The sequence below is a fragment of the Ferruginibacter sp. HRS2-29 genome, assembly GCF_024343615.1.
Classification (GTDB): Bacteria; Bacteroidota; Bacteroidia; order Chitinophagales; family Chitinophagaceae; genus Ferruginibacter.
On sequence record NZ_RJUB01000008.1, the window covers coordinates 76,683 to 98,433 of the forward strand.

Annotated in this window: 23 protein-coding genes; all 23 read right to left on the reverse strand. The window is 44.6% G+C overall.

Annotated elements, in window-relative coordinates; translation table 11 throughout:
- Positions 1-2: 2 nt before the first annotated feature.
- Positions 3-860, reverse strand: a complete 858-nt coding sequence (locus tag EGI32_RS04685; RefSeq protein ID WP_255154214.1) for a MotA/TolQ/ExbB proton channel family protein — start codon at positions 858-860, stop codon at positions 3-5.
- A 231-nt stretch (positions 861-1,091) separates the two neighbouring features.
- Positions 1,092-2,372, reverse strand: coding sequence for an ABC transporter permease (locus tag EGI32_RS04690; protein WP_255154215.1), 1,281 nt, complete (start codon positions 2,370-2,372; stop codon positions 1,092-1,094).
- Positions 2,373-2,442: 70 nt separating this feature from the next.
- A complete protein-coding gene (locus EGI32_RS04695; protein WP_255154216.1) occupies positions 2,443-3,840 on the reverse strand; it encodes an NADH-quinone oxidoreductase subunit N in 1,398 nt (465 codons plus the stop codon).
- A 56-nt stretch (positions 3,841-3,896) separates the two neighbouring features.
- Positions 3,897-5,390 (reverse strand): NuoM family protein, encoded by a 1,494-nt coding sequence (locus tag EGI32_RS04700; protein WP_255154217.1) that lies wholly within the window; start codon positions 5,388-5,390, stop codon positions 3,897-3,899.
- Entirely contained in the window at positions 5,391-7,316 is a 1,926-nt protein-coding gene (gene nuoL, locus EGI32_RS04705) for an NADH-quinone oxidoreductase subunit L (RefSeq protein ID WP_255154218.1), read from the reverse strand. It abuts the gene before it with no gap.
- A gap of 67 nt (positions 7,317-7,383) precedes the next feature.
- Entirely contained in the window at positions 7,384-7,716 is a 333-nt protein-coding gene (nuoK, locus tag EGI32_RS04710; RefSeq protein WP_255154219.1) for an NADH-quinone oxidoreductase subunit NuoK, read from the reverse strand.
- Positions 7,717-7,719: 3 nt separating this feature from the next.
- Positions 7,720-8,313, reverse strand: a complete 594-nt coding sequence (locus EGI32_RS04715) for a hypothetical protein (RefSeq protein ID WP_255154220.1) — start codon at positions 8,311-8,313, stop codon at positions 7,720-7,722.
- Positions 8,314-8,322: 9 nt separating this feature from the next.
- Entirely contained in the window at positions 8,323-8,817 is a 495-nt protein-coding gene (locus EGI32_RS04720; RefSeq protein WP_255154221.1) for an NADH-quinone oxidoreductase subunit J, read from the reverse strand.
- A 15-nt stretch (positions 8,818-8,832) separates the two neighbouring features.
- Complete coding sequence (gene nuoI, locus EGI32_RS04725; RefSeq protein WP_255154222.1) at positions 8,833-9,387, reverse strand: NADH-quinone oxidoreductase subunit NuoI; 555 nt, start codon at positions 9,385-9,387, stop codon at positions 8,833-8,835.
- 35 nt (positions 9,388-9,422) lie between these two features.
- Entirely contained in the window at positions 9,423-10,481 is a 1,059-nt protein-coding gene (nuoH, locus tag EGI32_RS04730; RefSeq protein WP_255154223.1) for an NADH-quinone oxidoreductase subunit NuoH, read from the reverse strand.
- A 41-nt stretch (positions 10,482-10,522) separates the two neighbouring features.
- Positions 10,523-11,674 (reverse strand): 2Fe-2S iron-sulfur cluster-binding protein, encoded by a 1,152-nt coding sequence (locus EGI32_RS04735; protein WP_255154224.1) that lies wholly within the window; start codon positions 11,672-11,674, stop codon positions 10,523-10,525.
- Positions 11,675-11,758: 84 nt separating this feature from the next.
- On the reverse strand, positions 11,759-13,114 hold the full coding sequence (nuoF, locus tag EGI32_RS04740) for an NADH-quinone oxidoreductase subunit NuoF (RefSeq protein ID WP_255154225.1): 1,356 nt from the start codon (positions 13,112-13,114) through the stop codon (positions 11,759-11,761).
- A 23-nt stretch (positions 13,115-13,137) separates the two neighbouring features.
- Complete coding sequence (locus EGI32_RS04745; protein ID WP_255154226.1) at positions 13,138-13,593, reverse strand: copper resistance protein NlpE N-terminal domain-containing protein; 456 nt, start codon at positions 13,591-13,593, stop codon at positions 13,138-13,140.
- A gap of 11 nt (positions 13,594-13,604) precedes the next feature.
- Positions 13,605-14,045: a nuclear transport factor 2 family protein gene (locus EGI32_RS04750; protein ID WP_255154227.1), complete on the reverse strand. Its 441-nt coding sequence runs from the start codon at positions 14,043-14,045 to the stop codon at positions 13,605-13,607.
- Positions 14,045-14,539 (reverse strand): NAD(P)H-dependent oxidoreductase subunit E, encoded by a 495-nt coding sequence (nuoE, locus tag EGI32_RS04755; RefSeq protein WP_255154228.1) that lies wholly within the window; start codon positions 14,537-14,539, stop codon positions 14,045-14,047. The genes EGI32_RS04750 and nuoE overlap by 1 nt, the downstream gene beginning before the upstream one ends.
- Before the next feature lie 33 nt (positions 14,540-14,572).
- Complete coding sequence (locus tag EGI32_RS04760) at positions 14,573-15,811, reverse strand: NADH-quinone oxidoreductase subunit D (protein ID WP_255154229.1); 1,239 nt, start codon at positions 15,809-15,811, stop codon at positions 14,573-14,575.
- A 146-nt stretch (positions 15,812-15,957) separates the two neighbouring features.
- Positions 15,958-16,554 carry an NADH-quinone oxidoreductase subunit C gene (locus tag EGI32_RS04765; RefSeq protein WP_255154230.1) on the reverse strand — a complete coding sequence of 199 codons (597 nt, stop codon included), beginning with the start codon at positions 16,552-16,554 and terminating at the stop codon, positions 15,958-15,960.
- Positions 16,555-16,615: 61 nt separating this feature from the next.
- Positions 16,616-17,179: an NADH-quinone oxidoreductase subunit B gene (locus EGI32_RS04770; RefSeq protein ID WP_255154231.1), complete on the reverse strand. Its 564-nt coding sequence runs from the start codon at positions 17,177-17,179 to the stop codon at positions 16,616-16,618.
- Between the two features lie 82 nt (positions 17,180-17,261).
- Positions 17,262-17,657, reverse strand: coding sequence for an NADH-quinone oxidoreductase subunit A (locus EGI32_RS04775; RefSeq protein WP_255154232.1), 396 nt, complete (start codon positions 17,655-17,657; stop codon positions 17,262-17,264).
- A 142-nt stretch (positions 17,658-17,799) separates the two neighbouring features.
- Complete coding sequence (locus EGI32_RS04780; RefSeq protein WP_255154233.1) at positions 17,800-19,500, reverse strand: hypothetical protein; 1,701 nt, start codon at positions 19,498-19,500, stop codon at positions 17,800-17,802.
- Between the two features lie 63 nt (positions 19,501-19,563).
- Complete coding sequence (locus tag EGI32_RS04785) at positions 19,564-20,508, reverse strand: PstS family phosphate ABC transporter substrate-binding protein (RefSeq protein ID WP_255154234.1); 945 nt, start codon at positions 20,506-20,508, stop codon at positions 19,564-19,566.
- A complete protein-coding gene (locus tag EGI32_RS04790) occupies positions 20,505-20,765 on the reverse strand; it encodes a hypothetical protein (protein ID WP_255154235.1) in 261 nt (86 codons plus the stop codon). Before EGI32_RS04790 ends, EGI32_RS04785 begins: the two co-directional genes overlap by 4 nt.
- 44 nt (positions 20,766-20,809) lie before the next feature.
- Positions 20,810-21,655, reverse strand: a complete 846-nt coding sequence (locus EGI32_RS04795) for an energy transducer TonB (protein WP_255154236.1) — start codon at positions 21,653-21,655, stop codon at positions 20,810-20,812.
- Between the last annotated feature and the right edge of the window lie 96 nt (positions 21,656-21,751).

A 21,751-nucleotide genomic window follows, 5' to 3' on the forward strand; every position in this document is an offset into this window, starting at 1 on the left:
AATTATTTGTACAGGGAAGCAAAAGACTGTGTTAAAGTAAACCCACTTTCATCGATACCGTAAGTGATGCCATCGATCTTGGTTGTGAACATGTTGTAGAAAATGATCGCAAAGGCAGATGTACCGATACCCAATGCAGTATTATACAACGCTTCAGAGATACCCTGAGACAGTTTACCTGCTGCTGCGCCACCGCCGCTATCTTCACCCAATGCAGAGAACGAACGGATCATACCCAATACCGTTCCGAACAGACCTAACAGGGTTGCGATAGAAGCGATAGTTGATAAGAAAACCAGGTTCTTTTCCAGCATAGGAAGTTCGAGAGCTGTTGCTTCTTCCACTTCTTTCTGAATAGCCAGTACTTTCTGTTCTGTATTCAATTCGTTGTTGTTGATCATTTCTTTGTAGCGGTGCAGACCTGCTTTCATAACGTTACCAACAGAACCTTTTTGTTTGTCGCATTCTGCAAGGGCAGCATCAACATTTTTATTGGCAAGGTGATATTGTACTTTGCGAACGAAATCCGCATTGTTACCAGTACCGTTTGCTTTTGCGATTGTAAGGAACCTTTCAACGATGAAAGTGATAGCTGTTAAGAAAGTACCAATCAATACCGGTACCACAATACCTCCCAGGTACATATTGTAAATAGCATTTTTAGGCCCTTCACGTTCTGGCCAGAAACCTTCTCCGTGTGCCACTTTAAAATTAGATGCACTACCTAGTAAAAACCTCCAGATAACATACCCGATTAGAATACAAACTACAGGGGCTATCCATGAAATAGAATTACCTGATTTTTTCGCCTGAACTGAGGTCACTGGTTTAACTGTTGCAGTTGGTTTTGTCTCTGCCATAAAATTCGAATTTTTAGAAAGTGAAGATTTTAATTACTTTTTAAATAAATTAATTACACAATGCTATGAAAAAATAAAATACAAATACTGATTTTCTTAAGGTATTTCGGACGGAACGCACAAGTTAATAAAATAATCCAATTCAAAAAGCGCGCTGAAATTAAATTTTTATTTTTTAATATGATTGTGGAAAATGCCGGAGCGCTGCATCAGCCTTGCGGAGCCTGCATCTTACTCGTACCGGAGTGCGACTATCGGATCAAGGTTGGATGCTTTGTATGCAGGGTAAAGTCCTGCTGCTAAGCCTACTAATGAGCAAACAATTATCGCGATAGCCACCCATCCCCAGGGCACTACAAAACCGGTATGCAATAAGAGTGCCACCAGGTTACCGATGAGTATGCCGGCAATGATTCCCGCTATGGCTCCCATCAGGCTTATAAGGAGGGATTCAAACAGAAACTGGGAACGGATGTCCTTCTTCGTACCGCCCAGCGCTTTGGTAAGACCAATCTCTTTAGTACGTTCATTAACAGCTACGAGCATGATATTCATGAGCCCGATGGCTGCTCCGATGAGTGTGATAAATGCGATGCCCAATGTGCCACTTTCCAGGAACCCGAGGTTGGTTAAAAAAGCTTCGGCGATACTGTCACTTTTGTCGATGAAAAAGTTATCATCATCCGCAACAGACAACTTGCGGATGGGGCGGAAAATCCCCTTTGCTTCGCCGGTAGCCACATCCATCAACTTCAGGTCAGACACCATAACGGCGATATTATAGTTCGCATTCTGCGAAGATTGCATCCTTCGGATATTATTATAGGTAGTGATCACGACCCTGCTGGTATTAAAAAATGCACTGGAACTTTTTTCTTCCAGCACCGCTATCACCCGATAGGGAATATGGTTGACGTTTACAATGGCATCGATCGCTTTTGAAGGATTGACCGGAAATAATTTTTCGGCAACAGCGCTACCGAGCATACAAACATTCCTGCCGGTCTCTACTTCCGAAGCGGTAAAGTTGCGGCCGTATGCAAGCTTATAACCGTTTATCTCCAGGTAATTATCATCACCGCCGAACGTATTTACATCGGGGTTGGTCTTGGTTATATTGGTATTAACCACTATGGAAGCAGGGCCACGCAATGAGATACCAACCTTGGAAGAGGGAAAACTGAATCTTTCTTTGAACAACCTTGCTTCGTCGTAGCTGATAGGGATACCGGTATTGGAAGTTTTATTTTGCTGTGCAGATTTTTTGGTCTTCTGGCTGCTGCCACCGCCGCCGCCGAAACGGATATTACGATCGCGATAGCGGATACCAAACGAATTGGCCCCCATGGTGGAAAAGCTGGACGTAAGGCTATTACTCGCTGCCTTGATGGCGGTGATGATAAGAATAAGGGCGAATATGCCCAACGCCATGATGATGACCGTAATGGCAGTGCGAAGCCGGTTGCTTCTAACATTTTTCCACGAAAGTGCTAAGGAATTCTTGTATGTCATCGCTCGAATATTATATTAAAGATAATACCATACAGAAGAACGACACAATAGTTTTTATGAACGGCAGTAGTTAGTGGTGTGCCCAGCCTATCAATATCTCCGGATAGATACCAAGAATCAGGATCAGGATAGCAGTGATGGCCAGCAATATCTTAAATGAACCACTCACTCTTTCTGCATCTATTACCGGTTCCGCAGACGAAGGTTCTTTAAAATAGATCGCCTGTATCACCCTGAAATAATAATAAGCACTGATGGCAGCGAAAATTACCGCCACAATCACAACCCAGAATTTATGGCCGTTCTCAACAGCTGCCGTAAGCATGAAAAATTTACTGGTGAACCCTGCGGTAAGCGGGATACCTGTCAGAGACAACAGACAGATCGTTGCTACCAGTCCCAGCAATGGCTGCTGCTTTGCCAGGCCATTAAAACCTTCGATGGTGTAATCGTTCATTTTGATGAGTATGGCAAATATGCCGATGGTGGCAAGGCTATAGGCAGCTGAGTATAATATGATACCATCATCGGCTGTCTGGTTGAGGGCAAAAAGTGCGAGCAGCATGAAACCTGCCTGGGCGATGCTGGAATAAGCCAGCATACGTTTTACGCTTTGCTGGAATACTGCCGTAACATTACCGATGAGCATGGTAGCGACGGTGATGAATACGATCAGGTTTTGCCATTGCCCCTGTACAGGTCCAAATGATGTCTTGAACAAACGGATGAAAGCGAAAAAACCTGCAGCCTTCACGATAGTACTCATGAAAGATGTGAATACGGTGGGCGCGCCATCGTACACATCCGGCGTCCAGAAATGAAAAGGCGCTGCAGAAACTTTAAATGATAGTGCAATGATGAGCAGAACCACACCAACGGTGATCATCACGGGCATTTTACCTACACCCAGATGGATCTGATCGATGTAGAATGACGCATTGGTATTTCCTCCATAAATAAAAGCGATCCCCATCAGTAATATGCCTGTAGAAAAAGCGCCCATCAAAAAGTATTTCAAGGATGCTTCATTACTTTTCAAATTTCGTTTATCCGCTCCCGTTAGTACATATAATGGTATGGACATGATCTCAATACCAAGGAACAATAATAATAAGGTGTTGTAAGTAGAAGAAAGTGACACGCCGCAAAGCACGAAGAAGATCAACGCAAAATATTCAGACACGTGCTCTCCTACTCTTTCCACATCACGCCCGCTGAGCATAAAGAAAAGAAGGGTTGCTGCAAATATCACTTCCAGGAAAGTAAGGTTCATGCTTGTGATAGCAAGCATGTTCATTCCGTTGATGTTGAAGATAGGGGTGCCGTTGTAAAGTTCGATGCCGTTGAGCAGGAACAACAATGCAGCGCCGGTAATGGCAAGATATTTAGGCAGCGTTTTGCTTTGTACAAAAGCGCCGGTAAACATCATCAGTACCCCCCAGATTGCAGAAAATATAATTGCGTTCATAATTGACTTCTAAAAATTTTATTCACAAGGCAGTACCACATACCACCGTTACTATCTTATTGATTTATCGTAAGCAATACCTTTACAGCATGTTTTGTAAGATCGATCATCGGCTGAGGGTATACACCCATCATGAAAATACAAACCACTATTACTGAAAGGATCACTTTCTCATGTAAAGCGATGTCCTTGATCGATTCTGTAAGAGGTTTTGTTTCTCCATAAAAAACCTTTTGGATCATGTTGAGCGTGTACACCGCGGCAAGTATGATGCTTATACCGGCAATCGCAGCATACCAATGGTTGTACTGCCATACGCCTGCAAACATCATAAACTCTCCTACAAATGCATTGGTAAGCGGTAGTGCGATATTTGCCAGCGCGATGATCACCAGTAAAATGGTCAGTACCGGTGCTTTGTGCGCCACACCACCAAGTTTGGATATTTCTTTTACCCCTGTTTTTTTCTCCAGCTGATCTACAACGATCCACAAACCAATGATATTGATACCATGGTTGAACATCTGCAACAAAACCCCTTGAACACTTATTGCATTCATGGCGAAAATAGCCGCACACATGAGTCCGATGTGAGCGATGGAGGAATATGCCACCAGTTTTTTCAGGTTATCCTGCACGATGGCGATGCAACTTGCATAAATGATCCCGATGATGGAAAGTATCATGATCAGGTGTGCATATTCTTTGGTTGCAGCGGGGAAGATCGGTATCAACCAGCGCAACACGCCGAAAAGCCCCATCTTTACCATGATACCACTGAGCACCATTGTAACCGATGTTGGAGATTGATCGTATGCATCCGGCTGCCAGGTATGAAAAGGGAAGATAGGCATCTTAATAGCGAATGCTACAAAGAACAACCAGAATACCCAGGCCTGATCGGAGACCGCCAGCTTAGCCTGATAAAAAGCATTTATTGAGAAAGAATGTGCAGAAGTGGTTCCGTCTTCAAATACTCTTCCGGGAGTATGCAGGTAAACGTAAATGATTCCAATGAGCATCAGCAACGATCCCGCGAATGTGTATACGAAGAATTTAAAAGTAGCCTGAATCCTCTTTTCGCCCCCCCATTTGCTTGAGAGGAAATACACCGGGATCAAAGCAAGCTCCCAATAGAAGTAAAACACCAATGCATCCATAGCGCAGAACACGCCCATCAGGCCAGCCTGGGTGAGCAACATCAGTCCATAAAAAGATGCGCTGTTCTTATAATCATTTTTATAAGTAGCTACAAAGATCAAAGGGAAACCGATGGCTGTAAGCAGCGTGAGCATACGGCCGGTAGCATCGAGGCCAACCAGGTAGGTGCTGCCGATATATTTCAGCCAGATATAACTAACGGTATTGTATTTCGCGAATTTTTCATCCGCATAACAAAGGCTTGCCAGGGAAATACATAACGTAACAATGGATGCAAACAACGCAACATTTTTTGCAGCGTTATTCTTACCAAGAAAAAAACAGATCACTCCTGCCAGCATTGGCACCAGTATCAGTAATTCAGGAAAAGTAGTATAAGTACCCAGCATTTATATATTTTTTACAAAAAATTGTATGATAAATAAAACCAACATTCCAATGACCATCAGCAGTACGTAAGCCCCTACCTGTCCGCTCTGAATCCAGCGTAGCTGCCGGCCTCCGTAGTTAACGGCTTTGCCTACTCCGTTCACCAACCCGTCGATCCCTTTCTTCTCAATCACATTATTGAAGAAAGCGCTTAAAGATCTCAATGGCTTTACAATTACCGCATCGTATAATTCATCCACGTACCACTTATTTTCCAGCACTTTTGCAAGACCTGTTGAAGCGGTTTCCGTTTTCTGATATTTGCTGAACTTATTAATTGCATAAGATAATGCAACCAGCGCAAGTAATACCGATGTGCCCATCAGGATATATTCTGTATTATGGCTCAATGCTTCATGTGCATGATGAGAACTTACATAAGCGTTGGTCTGTGCAAATACCGGTGCGAGAAATTCTGCCAGTTTATGCCCACCATGTACGAATACTTCGGGGATACCAACAAAACCGCCGAACACAGCGAGTATCGCCAATACGATCAATGGGAATGTGATAGCAGCGGGGCTTTCGTGCAGATGATGCTCCTGCTCATGCGTACCGCGGAATTTTCCGAGGAATGTCATGCCGTATAAACGGAACATGTAGAACGCAGTCATCATTGCGCCCGCTACACCGATGACCCAAAATACCGGGCTCGCTTCAAAAGCGGCAGCCAGTATTTCATCCTTACTGAAGAAACCAGAGAATGGAGGAATACCTGCGATAGCGATACATCCCAACAGGAAAGTCAGGTGTGTAATGCGCATGTGTTTTTTCAAACCACCCATGTTGCGCATATCCTGTTCGCCACCCATAGCATGAATGACACTACCTGCACCGAGGAATAATAATGCTTTGAAGAAAGCATGTGTCATCACATGGAACACTGCGCCGGTGTAAGCTCCAACGCCCAGGCCGAGGAACATATAACCCAACTGGCTCACTGTTGAATAAGCGAGTACTTTTTTGATATCATTTTGTTTCAATGCGATAGTAGCAGCGAGAATAGCAGTTGACAACCCAACAATCGCAACCACACATTGTGTAACGGGCGCCATCGAATAAAGGATGCTGCTGCGGGCAATCATGTAGATACCTGCAGTAACCATGGTAGCGGCATGTATGAGTGCACTCACCGGCGTAGGACCGGCCATTGCATCGGGCAACCAGGTATATAAAGGTATCTGTGCACTTTTACCGGTTGCGCCTACAAAGAACAATAAAGTAATGCCGGTGATATCGGTTGTGGATAATTTAGCGAGGCTGGTTGCGGAAAATACTTCATCATAACTTACCGTACCTATTTTACTGATGAGCCAGAAAACGGCCAGCAGGAAACCAAGGTCACCGATACGGTTCATGATGAATGCTTTTTTTGCAGCATTGGTGTAATCATTATTCTTAAACCAGAAACCGATGAGCAGGTAAGAGCAAAGCCCTACGCCTTCCCAGCCGATGAACATGATGATATAGTTTCCACCCATCACCAGCAATAACATGGAGAATACGAACAGGTTGAGGTAAGCAAAATATTTTGCAAAATCCTTCGATGGTTCTTCGTGCATGTAGGAAGTGGAATATACATGAATGAGGAAACCAACACCCGTGATGATAAGGAGGAACAAAGAGGATAACTGATCGATCTTAAAATCGAAGCCGATGCGCAATGCATCAATATTGATCAGGTTGAAATAATGGGCCAGGTGTGTATTTCCACTTTTGACCTGGAGAAAAGCAAAAATACTTAATGCGAAAGATGCCAGGATCACAGCACTGCCCACAAAGCCGGCAACGGATTTGGAAAGGGAATTCCTGAAAAGTCCGTTGATAAGAAAACCGATCAGCGGCAAAATTGGTATCAACCAGACTATATGTAAAACGTTGTTCATAATTATGTGTTGACCACGGACAACTGACAACCGACCAACTGCCGGATCTTGTCATGTTGAAGCGTTGTTAGTTCTTTAAGCGATTTAAAAAATTGACATCAATCGAATGCGTATTGCGGTACATCATTACAATGATCGCCAGTCCCACACTTACTTCTGCGGCGGCCACTATCATGATGAAGAACACGAATATCTGTGCATCACTGGCGTAAGTCAATGACGCTTTCGCGGCAGGGCTTACAGCGTGCATCTTTGAGAATGCTACCAATAACAGGTTCACTGCATTCAGCATCAGCTCCACACACATGAAAACGATGATGGCATTGCGGCGCACCAATACCCCGATGATACCGGTGGTAAACAAGGTGAGCGATAATGCGATGTATGCTTTTATATCCATAATTTACAGTTTCACATATAGGCCTAGTCCCAGTGTTTCTGAAGCCGGCCTGATCGATAAAATATCTTTTACTTTATTTCTTACAACTCCGTTGAATATGTCTACCGCTTTATAAGAAGCGGCTTTGGTCAATACTTTTGTGAGCACCCCGGTAGCCACGCCCGCCAATGCAGGGTACAGCATTTTCTTTACCGTGGCATCATCAAATTTTTCAGAATTGCTGAAACCTTTGATGGCTCCTACTACGGCAACTATGGTTCCCGCACTTGATAATATTTTATACACCACCAAACCTGTCTTGTAGGTTTTGTACATACCCATGATCTTATCAATTCCTTTGGTATCCAGAATTTCGCCAAGTATGCTTACTCCTTTCAATTTTTCACCCAGCAGACCAACGGTATTGATCTGGTAATTACCAAGGCTGAATACCGGGCTGAACCCTTTTTTTACTTTCAACAATTTTGTCTTTCCTAATATAGAGCTAAGATCAAGATCCTTCAGGTCTTCCAGTTTTACCTGGGCAAAACTTTGCGTAGCAAAAGAACTGGCAAAAAAGATCATAAGGATCGCGATGAAAATCTTCCTTCTATTCATAATGACTGATTAATTTCTTTTACCAATGATCACTGCGCCAACCATTGCACTCAGGAACAGCACACTGCTGATCTCGAACGGCAATACATAATTCTGGAATAGCGTCATACCAAGTTTTCCGATCAATCCGCTTTCTCCTACTTTCATCTGCACGGGCTGAGCCACAGGTGTTCTCATCAGGAAAGTAAGCAGGATCAGCAGCAGGCTTCCGCCTGATATCACGCCGATAAATTGTAACCGGTAATTTTTTACGGGTTCCGTCTCCGCGTTCAGGTTCATCAGCATCACCACGAATAAAAAGAGTACCATGATGGCACCTGCGTATACGATGATGTTCACCACCGCCAGGAACTGTGCGTTCAGCAAAATATAATGCCCTGAGATCGCAAAGAAAACCACGATCAGCCACAGGATGCTTTTTACAGGATTCTTGCTTGCCAGCATCATCACTGCGCTTCCGATGGCCATTAGGGAAAGTAAAATAAATATGATCTGAGTATTCATCCTTTATTGTTGGTCTTATGCGTTAGTGGTTGGTTTTGCCCTGTTGCCCAATGCTTTTTTATATGCTTCCGGATCTTCCTTAGGGTTCGGGATCAGTAATTCGCTTTTATTGTATACGAATTGCTTGCGCTGGTAATCTGCCGGAGCAAAAGATTCGCTCAGGTAGATGGCGTCTTTCGGACAAGCCTCTTCGCACAATCCGCAGAAGATACAGCGCAACATGTTGATCTCGTATTTCGCAGCATATTTTTCTTCACGGTATAAATGTTCTTCGCCTGGTTGCCTTTCTGCCGCTTCCATGGTAATGGCTTCAGCAGGGCAAGCAACGGCGCACAATCCGCATGCCGTACAATTTTCGCGTCCTTCTTCATCGCGGTTCAATATCTGCATTCCCCTGAAAACAGGGCTGAACGGACGTTTTTTCTCGGGGTAATTGATGGTAGGCTTCTTCTTGAAGATATGGCTGAACGTGATGAACATCCCTTTCAGGATCGCGGGAAGGTACATCTTCTCCATAAAGCTCAATGGCTTCCGGTCTACTTCTTTTACCCTGTTTGTTAGTGCCTGCATATTATTAAAGTTTGCAAAAATATCTATTTGCGCTTTTACTTATTAAAGAAATATAAGATCACTCCACCTGTTACCAGCATATTGAACAATGCCAGCGGTATCAATATCCTCCACCCCAGGTGCATCAGCTGATCGTAACGGAATCTCGGGATCGTCCAGCGTACCCACATGAACAGGAAGATGAAACAAACCGCTTTGAACATGAGTGCCGCAATTCCTATCAATGCGAGCCAGTTGCCCCAGTCGGCGTGTGCCGCTTCATCGAAGAAAGGAACATCGTATCCGCCGAAGAACAGGGTAGACATCACCACGCTGCTGATGAACATATTGATATATTCGGAGAAAAGATAGAAACCAAGTTTCATTGAAGAGTATTCTGTATGGTAACCACCGATCAGTTCATTTTCCGCTTCCGGAAGATCGAATGGTGTACGGTTACATTCTGCAAATGAACAAATGAGGAAAATGAGAAAGCCCAGTGGCTGCAAAACAACATTCCAGTAGCCGTTTTGTTGTTGTACGACCATTTCTTTCAGGCTAAGCGTTCCCGTTATCATCAATAAAGCAATGAGTGAAATACCCATTGCCAATTCATAGCTGATGATCTGTGATGCCGCACGCAAACCACCGAGCAAAGAGAATTTATTATTACTTGCCCAGCTTCCGATCATGATACCATACACACCAAGACTGAGTACGCCGAAGATGTAGAGAATACCGATGTTGATATCGGCGATCTGTAAAGAAATATCACGATTGAAAAAATGTACTTTATCTCCCCATGGAATAACGGCGCTTGTCATGATAGCAGTAAGCATCGCCAGTCCGGGGCCAAGTACGAATAAAGCTTTGGAAGAAAAATTCGGAATGATCTCTTCCTTAAAAAACAATTTCATACCATCAGCCAGCGGCTGTAATATCCCGAAAGGCCCGGCCCTGTTGGGCCCCCGCCGGTCCTGCAAAATGGCCGCTACTTTTCTTTCGGCAAATGTGGTGTACATCGCGATGCCGAGAGAAGCCATTACTACTACCAATATCAACACGAATTTTTCGAGTATCATTGGAAGGTCAATAAGTAAAAAAGTTGTTGTCATTATATTTTTTGCTACAAATAATTAAACGTTGATTCTGCGGATCAGTTTTTCGATTCCAGTCCGGGCTCCGGGTCCTTTTTGAAATCCCCGGAATGAGCCGGCCTTTGTAAGTCGCTCAGATCAATATCAGGATTATTCACTCCGCTCACATTGTGAATATCCATCAGCAATTTCGGCGCTCTTCCACCCATTACTTTGCTCACGGTTTCTCCAGGCACATCCAATACTTTGTATTTATTGGCCCCGATCACAGAATGCCTGCTGATGTTGGTCACCCCTTCGATCGTCCAGTCTTTGGTTTCTTTTTTATCAAAACGGCAGGTATTGCAGATCCAGCCTACTTTACCATCATAACTCTGCACTTCGCCCCATTCGTCTTTGCGTGCAGTAACCCTGAACACTTCATCACCACGCAGCCAAAGAGTGGCTTTGCCACAGCATTTCGGGTTTTCACAATTGCGATGAGCGTCTACAGGCTTGGTAAACCATACCCTGTTTTTGAAGCGGAAAGTCTTATCGGTCAAAGCGCCTACCGGGCAAACATCGATCATGTTGCCGCTGAAATCATTATCGATCGCTTTGGAAATATAAGTAGAGATAGCCGCGTGATCACCACGGTCAACGATACCGTGAACACGTTTGTCGGTGATCTGGTCTGCCACATACGTACAACGGTAGCAGAGGATGCAACGTGTCATGTGCAGCTGGATATAAGGCCCGATATCTTCACGGGCGAATGTGCGGCGGGAAAACTGGTAACGGGTGCCGGCTTTACCATGATCATATCCAAGATCCTGCAAATGGCACTCACCTGCCTGATCGCAGATCGGGCAATCCAACGGATGATTCAATAAAAGAAATTCTACCACACCTGCCCTTGCATCCGGCACTTTTTCACTGGTCATGTTCTTTACGATCATGCCATCCATCACGTTGGTGCGGCAGCTGGCTACCAGCTTTGGCATCGGCCTTGGGTCCGCTGTAGAGCCTGCGGCAACTTCCACCAGACAGGTACGGCATTTACCACCGCTACCTTCGAGCTTGCTGTAATAACACATTGCCGGGGGCGTAACATCACCACCTATTTGCCTTGCAGCATTAAGGATGGATGTACCAGGCTTTACATCGATGGTTATGTTATCGATGGTGACTTTAAATGTTGCAGGCGGCGCTGCTTTTACTTCTTCAGCCATAATATTTTTTCTTAATCACTAAGACACGAAGGCGCGAAGAATAAACTTAGTATTGCCTTGTATATTAGTGCCTTTGTAGTTGTTTTAAGCGGTTACCGGCACATGTAGTTCATCTGCGTAATGACGTAACCCATAATTCTCTTTCTGGCTTAATTCAGGATTATTCACATGCCATTCAAATTCATCCCTGAAATGCCTGATAGCTGCAGCAACCGGCCATGCAGCCGCATCTCCGAGCGGACAAATGGTATTTCCTTCGATCCTGCGCTGAATATCCCACAGCAGGTCGATATCACTCATCTTGCCTTTCCCTTCTTCGATGCTCTTCAATATTTTTTCCATCCAGCCTGTTCCTTCGCGGCACGGGCTGCATTGTCCACAGCTTTCGTGGCGATAGAAACGTGCCAGTGTGTAAGTATGTTTTACCACGCACTGATCTTCATCCAACACGATGAAACCACCAGACCCCATCATGGTGCCGGTTGCAAAACCGCCATCACTCAGGCTTTCGTAGTTCATCAATCTTTTTTCGCCCTTGGCGGTTGTCAGCAAAAGGTTCGCTGGCAGGATCGGAACGGATGATCCGCCGGGAATGCAGGCTTTCAACCTTTTGCCGTTAGGGATACCGCCGCAATATTCATCGCTGAAGATGAACTCTTCAACAGAAATGGTCATGTCGATTTCGTAAATACCAGGTTTATTGATATTGCCACAGGCAGAGATCAATTTTGTCCCGGTACTTTTTCCAACACCGATCTTCGCATATTCTTCGCCACCCATATTCAGGATGGGAACTACTGCTGCCAGTGTTTCCACATTGTTCACCACGGTCGGCCTTGCCCACACGCCCTGTATAGCAGGAAATGGAGGTTTGATGCGTGGATTACCACGTTTGCCTTCGAGGCTTTCGATCAACGCGGTTTCTTCGCCACAGATATAAGCTCCCGCTCCGCGATGTACATACATTTCGCAATCGAAACCGGAGCCCTGGATATTTTTTCCGAGAAAACCATTTTTCCTTGCTTCCGCAATGGCTTCTTCCAGGATGTCGGACACCCAATCATATTCACCACGGATGTAGATATAACTTGTATTGCTTCCTAACGCGAACGATGACACGATCATTCCTTCGATCAGCAAGTGCGGAATGAATTCCATCAGGTAACGATCTTTGAATGTACCGGGCTCGCTTTCATCAGCATTGCACACCAGGTGACGAGGAACGCCTTCCGGTTTTGCAATGAAGCTCCATTTCATCCCGGTAGGGAAACCTGCACCTCCACGGCCACGGAGACCGCTTTTTTTCACTTCTTCCACGATATCCGCCGGCTGCATCTTCAGGGCTTTCTCCACGCTGCGGTAACCGCCTTCGCGACGATAAACTTCAAAGCCGCGAATGCCCGGAACATGTGCCTTATCTAATAATAATTTTATACTCATCGATCTCTTCTTATGATGTGATCTTACTTTTCTTTTGTCAATGTGATTACCACTTCTGATTTTGGATCTTTATTTACCTGTATAAGTTCATTTTCTTTTACCAGGTAATCAGCAGGTTCGTTTTTGGCATTGCCCAGTGTAATAGTACCCGGTGTGGTGAAGGTGAATTTGCCACTTAATTTAACCGTCCTTGCTTTATCGCCATGATATTTTGCAGTATACATGTACGTGCTGTCGCTGTGCAACATGATCTCATAACTGTCATAACCTTCCGGGTAAGAAGTTTTGTAGGTTCCTGTGAGGTTAGCTGGTTTAGCTGCAGTCGTGGTATCTACTGCCGCTGCAATCACATTTGAATCTGAAGCTGACTTCATGGTGGTTACTGAATCTTTATTCGTACTCTCACTTTTGGTAGCTGACTCGCCGCATGAACTCATACATAATACAACACCGGCAATAATTACTGTCATTAATTTCATAATAGATCAATTTAGTTTTGTTTTATAATGGTTGCTTTCCTGCGGCTCATTTTCAATGCCCCGCCTTCTTTGAACCAAACGGTTGTTACGGTAAAATCAAGCGCCGATTCAGTTCCGTTCGCTTTTTTTTCTATCGCCCTGAATGGTTTGTTCACAAAAATTGAATCGCCGATGGTTTCAACTTTGTAAGGTGATGGCTCTGTCGATATCACATAAACAGATTTATTTTTCACAATCCCGCTGATCGCCTGTTCCCTTGTCTGCACCTGCCCATGCGAATGTTCGTAATGCACTTTTGAAGCAAATAATTTCTCCAACGTTGCGCTGTCCTTTGTGCCAAAAACGGTGGCTTCCAAAAGCTTTGCGTTCGCCAATGCGGTACGTTCGTTCTTCGATTGGCCCATGGTGTATACGCTCAATCCCAGAAATGCTATGATCAGTATTGCTTTCATCAGTTTGCTTTAGTTCTGCATTCGTCAATAATCGCATCCACTTTTTCTTTGGTAAGATGCTCACGATAGGTTTTGCCCATCTGCATCATCGGGGCATAACCGCAGGCGCCGAGGCACTCCACCGTTTTCAATGTAAACAAACCATCGGCAGTGGTTTCACCCACTTTGATGTTGAGTTTCTGCTTGATATAATCGATGATGTCGTCGCTGCCGTTCAACATGCAAGGACCCGTCTGGCATACCTCAAACATATATTTGCCAACAGGCTTGAGGTTGTACATGCTGTAAAAACTCGCCACTTCATATACTTCAATCGGTTCGATGCTCAGCAGGCCCGCCACATAATCCATCACCGGCACATCCAGCCATCCGCCAAATTCGGTCTGTGCCAGATGCAATACCGGCAGCAAAGCGCTCTTCTGTTTCCCTTCGGGATAACGGCTGATGATCTCGTTGACCTTATTTAATTTCTCCTGTGAAAATTGAACATCCATATTGGTAATTCTTAATTCGTAATTCGTAATTGATTATGCATCTAACTCTCCTGCTATCAGGTTCAGGCTACTCATTGTTATCACCGCGTCACTCAGCATTCCACCCTGTATCAACTCGGGATATGCCTGGTAATAAATGAAACAAGGCCTGCGGAAATGCAGCCTGTACGGCGTTCTTCCCCCATCGCTGATGAGGTAAAAACCTAATTCGCCATTGGCGCCTTCTACAGAATTATACACTTCACCCACCGGCATTTCGGCTTCACCCATGATGATCTTGAAATGATAGATCAGCGCTTCCATCTTCGTATACACATCTTTCTTTTCCGGAAGATAATATGCCGGAACATCGGCATGGTATATCTCGGCTTCGGCCCCCTTGAATTCTTTCACTTTCGCGTAAGCCTGTTTAATGATGCTAAGGCTCTGCCACATTTCTTCATTGCGCACCAGGAACCGATCGTAACAATCGCCGGTTTTTCCGACAGGTATGGTAAAGTCGAAATCTTCGTAGCTACTGTAAGGTGAGTGTACACGCACATCGTAATCCACGCCGGCAGCGCGAAGGTTAGGCCCTGTAAAGCCATAATTCATCGCCCTTTCGGCAGATATAGGACCACAACCGATCGTGCGTTCCATGAATATCCTGTTGCGGGTAAATAGTTTTTCAAATTCTCTCAGCTGTGCAGGATAACCTGTTTTTTCATCCAGGAACTTATCCAGTTTTTCCCAGGCTACTGCGGTAAAATTTCTTTCGAAACCGCCGATACGGCCAATATTGGTAGTAAGGCGTGAACCACAGATCTCTTCATAAATTTCGTAAATCAGCTCACGGAACTGCATGAGGTAAAGGAAGCCGGAATAAGCGCCGCTATCCACCCCTACGATCGAGTTGCAGATAAGATGGTCGCTGATGCGGGCAAGTTCCATGATGATGATGCGCATGTAATCCACGCGTTTCGGCGTTTTCACTCCCAGTAATTTTTCGCAGGTGAGGTGCCACCCCATATTGTTGATGGGAGACGAACAATAATTCAACCTGTCTGTAAGCGGGGTGATCTGGTACAATGGCCTGCGTTCGGCAATCTTCTCAAAAGCCCTGTGGATATACCCCACAGTGGAAGTAGCCTTCATGATCCTTTCACCATCCAGTTCCAGGATATTCTGAAATACGCCATGCGTTGCCGGGTGTGTGGGCCCGAGGTTAAGCGTAGTGGTCTGCTTTTCCAGTGAACCTTCCGGTAATAAGATATGATCGTGTTGTACTGACATTAAATTTATTTTTTCAACGCTTATTAATAAGCCTTTTTTTTATGCACGATTGAATTGCCCGATCATCACCATGCAGAAAAGTATTACTAAAATGACTGCCGTACAGATCAGGATTGTTTGTATCCATTTCCAGGCAGCCCGTTTCATTAAATTTCTTCTTCTCTTTCGGTTTCCGTTTTCTGATCTTCCGCAATGGTTGCTTCACCGGCTACTTTCTCTGTTCCGAAGCCCTGCATACCGCCACGGCCAAACATTTCATCATCCTTATCGATCCTGGTCTGATCTTCCAGCGGAAATTCTTTCCTCATCGGGAAGTAATCCATTTCATCCACGTTCAGCACGCGAATGAGATTGGGATGGCCGACAAAATTCACTCCGTAAAAATCGTAGGTTTCCCTTTCCATGAAATTAGCCGACTGGTACAATGCCGTAGCGCTGAATACATCCGGCGTTTTGATATCTGTAAATACTTTGAAACGTATACGAATATTGTCTGTGAGGTTGTGCAAATGATAAACTACGGCCAGTTCGGCGCCTTTGCTGTCAGGATAGTGAACAGCCTGCAAATCTGTAAGGAACCTGAATTTCAGGGCATCATCATCAAAAAGGAATTGTAATATCTTGAGGTTTTGATCTTTTGGGGCCGTAAAAGTAAGCATCCCGTAAGGTTCGCTCCAATCAGTCAATTGGTCGCCAAATTTCTCTGTTAATTTTTGCTGTACTGTTTCGTTGTTTAACGACATAGTTTGTATAAGTCAAAAGTTATAAGTCGTATTCTGTTGCAAAACCTGCCGGCTGTTGCTATTACTGTATTCCGTAACTGCCCAGCAGGTCTTTGTACCGATCGCTGTGCCTTCTGCGCAGGCTTTCGTTGTGTACCAGTTCCTGAATTTTCATGAAGCCATCGAGGATCGCTTCCGGCCTCGGAGGGCAACCCGGTACATAAACATCCACCGGTACTACCTGGTCGATACCCTGCAAAACAGAATAGGTATCAAATATCCCACCGCTGCTGGCACAGGCGCCTACTGCCATCACCCAGCGTGGTTCGGCCATCTGCAGGTAAACCTGCTTTACGATAGGCCCCATTTTTTTTGCGATGGTTCCCATAACCATCAGCAGATCGCACTGGCGGGGGGAGAAACCAACCCTTTCGGAGCCGAAACGGGCAAGATCGTAGTGGCTGGCCATGGTTGCCATGAACTCAATACCGCAGCAGCTGGTAGCGAATGGCAAAGGCCAGATGGAATTTTTACGGGCAAGGCCAACTACTTTTTCGAAATTGGTAGCCATGAAACCCTCTCCCATATACCCTTCAGGTATACCTTCAAATTTTATTGTATTATTATATTGTACCGGACGTGCCATAATTCAGATTTGATAACGTTTTTGACCGGAAACCGGCCTTCAATTTTTCTCTCAACAGCTGCAAAGGGTCAACCAAAAATTACTATTCTTCCCACTTTAACGCTCCTTTCTTGAATATATATATGAAACCTGCCAAAAAAGAGCTGACAAATAAAACTACTGCAAGGAACCCTTCCCATTTCAACGCCCTGAAATTGATAGCGTAAGGATAGAAAAAGATCACTTCCACGTCGAATAATACAAAGAGGATTGCTACCAGGAAATATTTGATGGCGATGGGCTGGCGGGCATTGCCTTTGATTTCGATACCACTCTCGAAGTTCTGGAGTTTATCGGCTGTTTTTCTTTTTGGCCCCAACAAATCCGACCCGAAGATCATCAGCGTAAGCAGCCCGATGGCAAACAGTATCTGTATAACTATCGGAAAGTAATTTTCTGCGCTATTCTGGGCTTGTACCTGTAGAAAGAAAAAATCCATAGTGCGATGTGTATGATTTACGCAAAAATAAGATAGCGAACCCAATATACAATAGCCATTGTAATATTTTAGTCATATAAAAAGTCCCGCAATGGATTGCGGGACTTTCATATTATAAAATTGTTATTTATCAACGATATACTTACCTGTTTGTCTTTGCAGGCGTCCTCGGAGGAGTAGGCGTTCTTGGAGGAGCAGCCGGCCTTCTTGGAGCATTCGGATCATTTTTGCTGATGAATTCCTTATTGGAGATCATGTTCGCATCTGTAGGATCAAGCGTTAACGCTTTGTCAACATAAGTAAGAGCTGTTGCCTGGTCTTTTTTGGCATTGTAATAATAACCAACAAAGAACTTATAGGCATTCATCAGCCTTGTTTTAGCATTAGGCTTCGTAGGATCAGCTTCGCCTATTTCCACTACTTTCTGGTAGAAAGGTACTGCCAGGCCTTGTGCACCTGTAGAATCAATCAATGCTGCCGCATTACCCAACATATAATAACCAAGAATATCAGCAGGATATTTCTCTGTATATAGTGTGAAATACCTGTTGGATGAATCCGGTAAATTAGCGCTGTAATAAGCATATCCGGCATTAAACAGATCTACGTTGGTATAATTTTTCTTGTACTCAATTACTTTCCCGTACCATTTTGCAGCTTCGGCTGTATTTTTTTGAGCTTCATATGCCTGTGCAAGTGATTTCGCATACGCCGCTTTGTTGGCCGGTAATGTATCAAGAGTGATCGCTTTTTCTGTCAACTCCGCAACTTTTGCTTCATTGCCCGGAAATTTCAACAACAGGCTGGCATAGGCTGAATAATCACCACCTTCTACTTTTGCCGGATCCTGACGTTTGAAATATTCTTCAAAGGCTGCTTTCGCGTTGATGGAATCTTTCAACCTGTTATATGCGAAAGATTTGATCTTGTAAAGGTTTACGTAAGGATTTGCTCCTTCCGCGGTGATACATTCGTCAGCTTTTTTAACCGCTTCGGCAAACAATGCCTGGGCATACAACATTGAAGCCCTGTAAGAACATGCTTTGGGGTCATCGTCGGAATTAGCGAGATATTTTTCCAGGTATTCCGCACTTTTGGCCACATTGGTTTCGTAGTAATAAGCGAATAATGTGTTGTATACCGGGGCATATTTAGGATCGGTAGTGATAGCTTTATTATAATATTCCATGTAAAGCGGCTCCTGTCCTACACCCTGGGTCTGGTATACACGTCCTGAACGGTATATAGCCCTGGCATACCTGGGATCGATGGCCAATGCGGCGTTATAAGACTGGATCGCATTTCCGCCATCAGCGAACTTGCGGTAAGCATCACCAAGGTTGGCCAAAACTTCAGGATCCTTGAATTTTTTGATCTGGGTAGCTTGTTTCAATTTCTCGATCGCATAAGCAGCATCACCATTTTTACTGTCGGGATTACCATTGGCAAAACCCACGGCATTCAATACCGGGATGCTCTGGCCTTTGCTCATGTTCACAGCCATTTCAAAATGCTGGCGTGCTTCGGCAGTTTTGCCTTCCAGCAATTCCACGTGGCCGATCCCTGCATACAGCAGTGCACTATTGGTCATGGTAGAAAGTTTTTGCTGATATAACGCTTTTGCGCCAGCCACATCCTCAAGACCGATCTCTGCCTGGCCCAGCCAATAAATAGCTTCTTCATCATTAGGGTTTGCGGTAACTAATTTCTGAAAAACGTCTTTTGCACTCTTGAACCTTTCGTAATACATAAATTTCTTTCCTTCATCAAGACTTTGAGCCATTATAGTATTAGCAAAAAGTAAAGCTGCAAGGAAAAAAATACCCGTTTTAAATTTCTTCATGTGTGTGATTTTGTTGATAGACTTTTGCAATGTAAAAAAAACTTATAATAAACTGTTAATGCTTCACCTGTCCTTGGGAATCTTTTCATTAACTTTTACGTTTCGAACATCAAAATCCATGATCGGACCTAGGTATGCCCGCCTGAAAATCAACTGCCCTCTTTCGTATCTTAAAAAAGCTGTGAAGCCCGATCCAAGTCCTTTATAATTCTCTTTTATCACGTAATACAAACCACGTACCAAAGGGTACCTGTGTGTCAGGATGCTTTGCTGCATTGGTTTTACGTAAGGTGTATCTTTACATACATCACATTGCACATAGGCGATCTTTACTTTTTTCAGCATTTCCACCTGTTGCGGGATTTCGGGGTTGCCGATCCAGTTTATGCCTACCAGGCCTATCGCGTTTTCGTGCGTGGCCACATACTCAATCACGTCTTCGCTATTTTTTGCCGCCTTCACTACTGATGTGTCAAAAGTGCCGCTTTTCAGTACAGAATCGGTTATGAACCGTACCGTGCTGGTAGCTTTGAGCCCATCAAAAACCATCGTCTGCTGCCTGTTAATCCTGCCCCTGAGCTGTTCCTGCAAGCGTTTCATGGTAAATAAGGTATCATTGCTGGCCGCATTTACCAATATCGCCACGGCATCCGAAGCAATGGCGCTCGAACCGGGTATGTAATTCAGAGAGTCGATCAGGAACCTGTCTTCACGCGGGGTAAGCCTCCGCGTAACGATCACCAGCCTATTGGAAGTATCATAAAACAGATCCCTGAAACAATCCGCTTCGGGTTTGTAATGCGCAATGATCTTTGTTCCGGGATTAGAGGTCTCGTACATGGCGATCTGCTCGTCTATCACCGGCCTGAACGATTCATCCACACTGATGTTGATCGTACCGCTTGCAGGTGTATCATCGGCATGCGTGATCTCTTTATCCTCTTTACAGGATGCTATGAATATAGTGATGAACGCTGCCGCAATCCCCCACTCTGTCAGCTTTTTCATCGTTCCCTTAAATAGTTTTTTTTGTACCCCCTGTATATCCTGAAACCTCCGTACAGCAAACAGATACCGCCAAAGACTTTCAGCCATACCCCATCAAAACGATCCACCAGGCCACCATTGAAGTATTCATTGAAAAGCATATAAACGCCCATCCCGATCCATAATAACCCCATTCCATAATCCATGATGCTCCGCATCCTCAGGTAGCCTTTGTGGCGTTCGCTCATCGGGTCTTTTTCAAATTCTTCTAATGCCATACACTTTTTTTGAATCAGCAATTTACTAATAAATATTTATGTGATTACTGCAGGCTTGTAAACTGCACTGGAATTACATAATAAACGGACACATTTTGGCCGCTGGCTTTCCCCGGGATCCAGTCCGGCATTTTTTTCAATACCCTTATCACCTCATTATTAAAGGCTTTGCCGCCGTCCTGGGTAGTCTCAAACCCTTTAAGCCTGCCGTCATATCCTACCACAAATTTAACTTTTACCGATACGCTCTGGCCTTCTTCCAGGTCTTCCGGGTTCTGCAGGTTCTTTTCAAGAAACTTACGCAGTGCCGGGATCCCGCCAGGAAATTCAGGCATGATATCAGCAGTGGGCCTAGGTGTTTCCTTATCTACAACCATCACTGTTTCTTTTCCTTCACCACCACCATCGCCGGGCTTTGGCGTGCTTGGTACGCCTACGGTCTGTTTTGTTCCGGCATTGGGATCCCTATTGGTTACATCACTGATGACAGCGCTGTCGAGGCTGGATATTTTGTCCACGTGCTTTTCATCTTTTGTGATTACTACGTTGTCCGTGAACTGTTCAGACCTTACCGGCTGAATATCTTTCGGTTTGGGCTGATCCACTTTCGGTTGTTCGGGTTTCTTAGGTTCCAACGGCTTGTCATGGGGCTCATCCCTGGCCAATGTCAACACGGTAGTTTCCATATCCACAGGCTTGCCGTTGTTCATATTACCCTTGGGCAAAAAAGTAAGTGCTGTCACGGCCAGAGCCATTGCCATGGTAACGCCGATCGCTTTATATAAACGTTCGTGGTAAAACTTGCGCAATGCATATGCACCGTAGGTCTTATTACGATTTTCGAATATGATATCAAGTACATCCGCTTTCAGAATGTATTCAGAGTTCATGATAATAGGTTTTAAAAATTAAAGAATGAATTTCAAAACCCGGCGCCTGGTTGATGGATTAGATGCAATGGCTGAAAGAATCCATAAATGGGACCC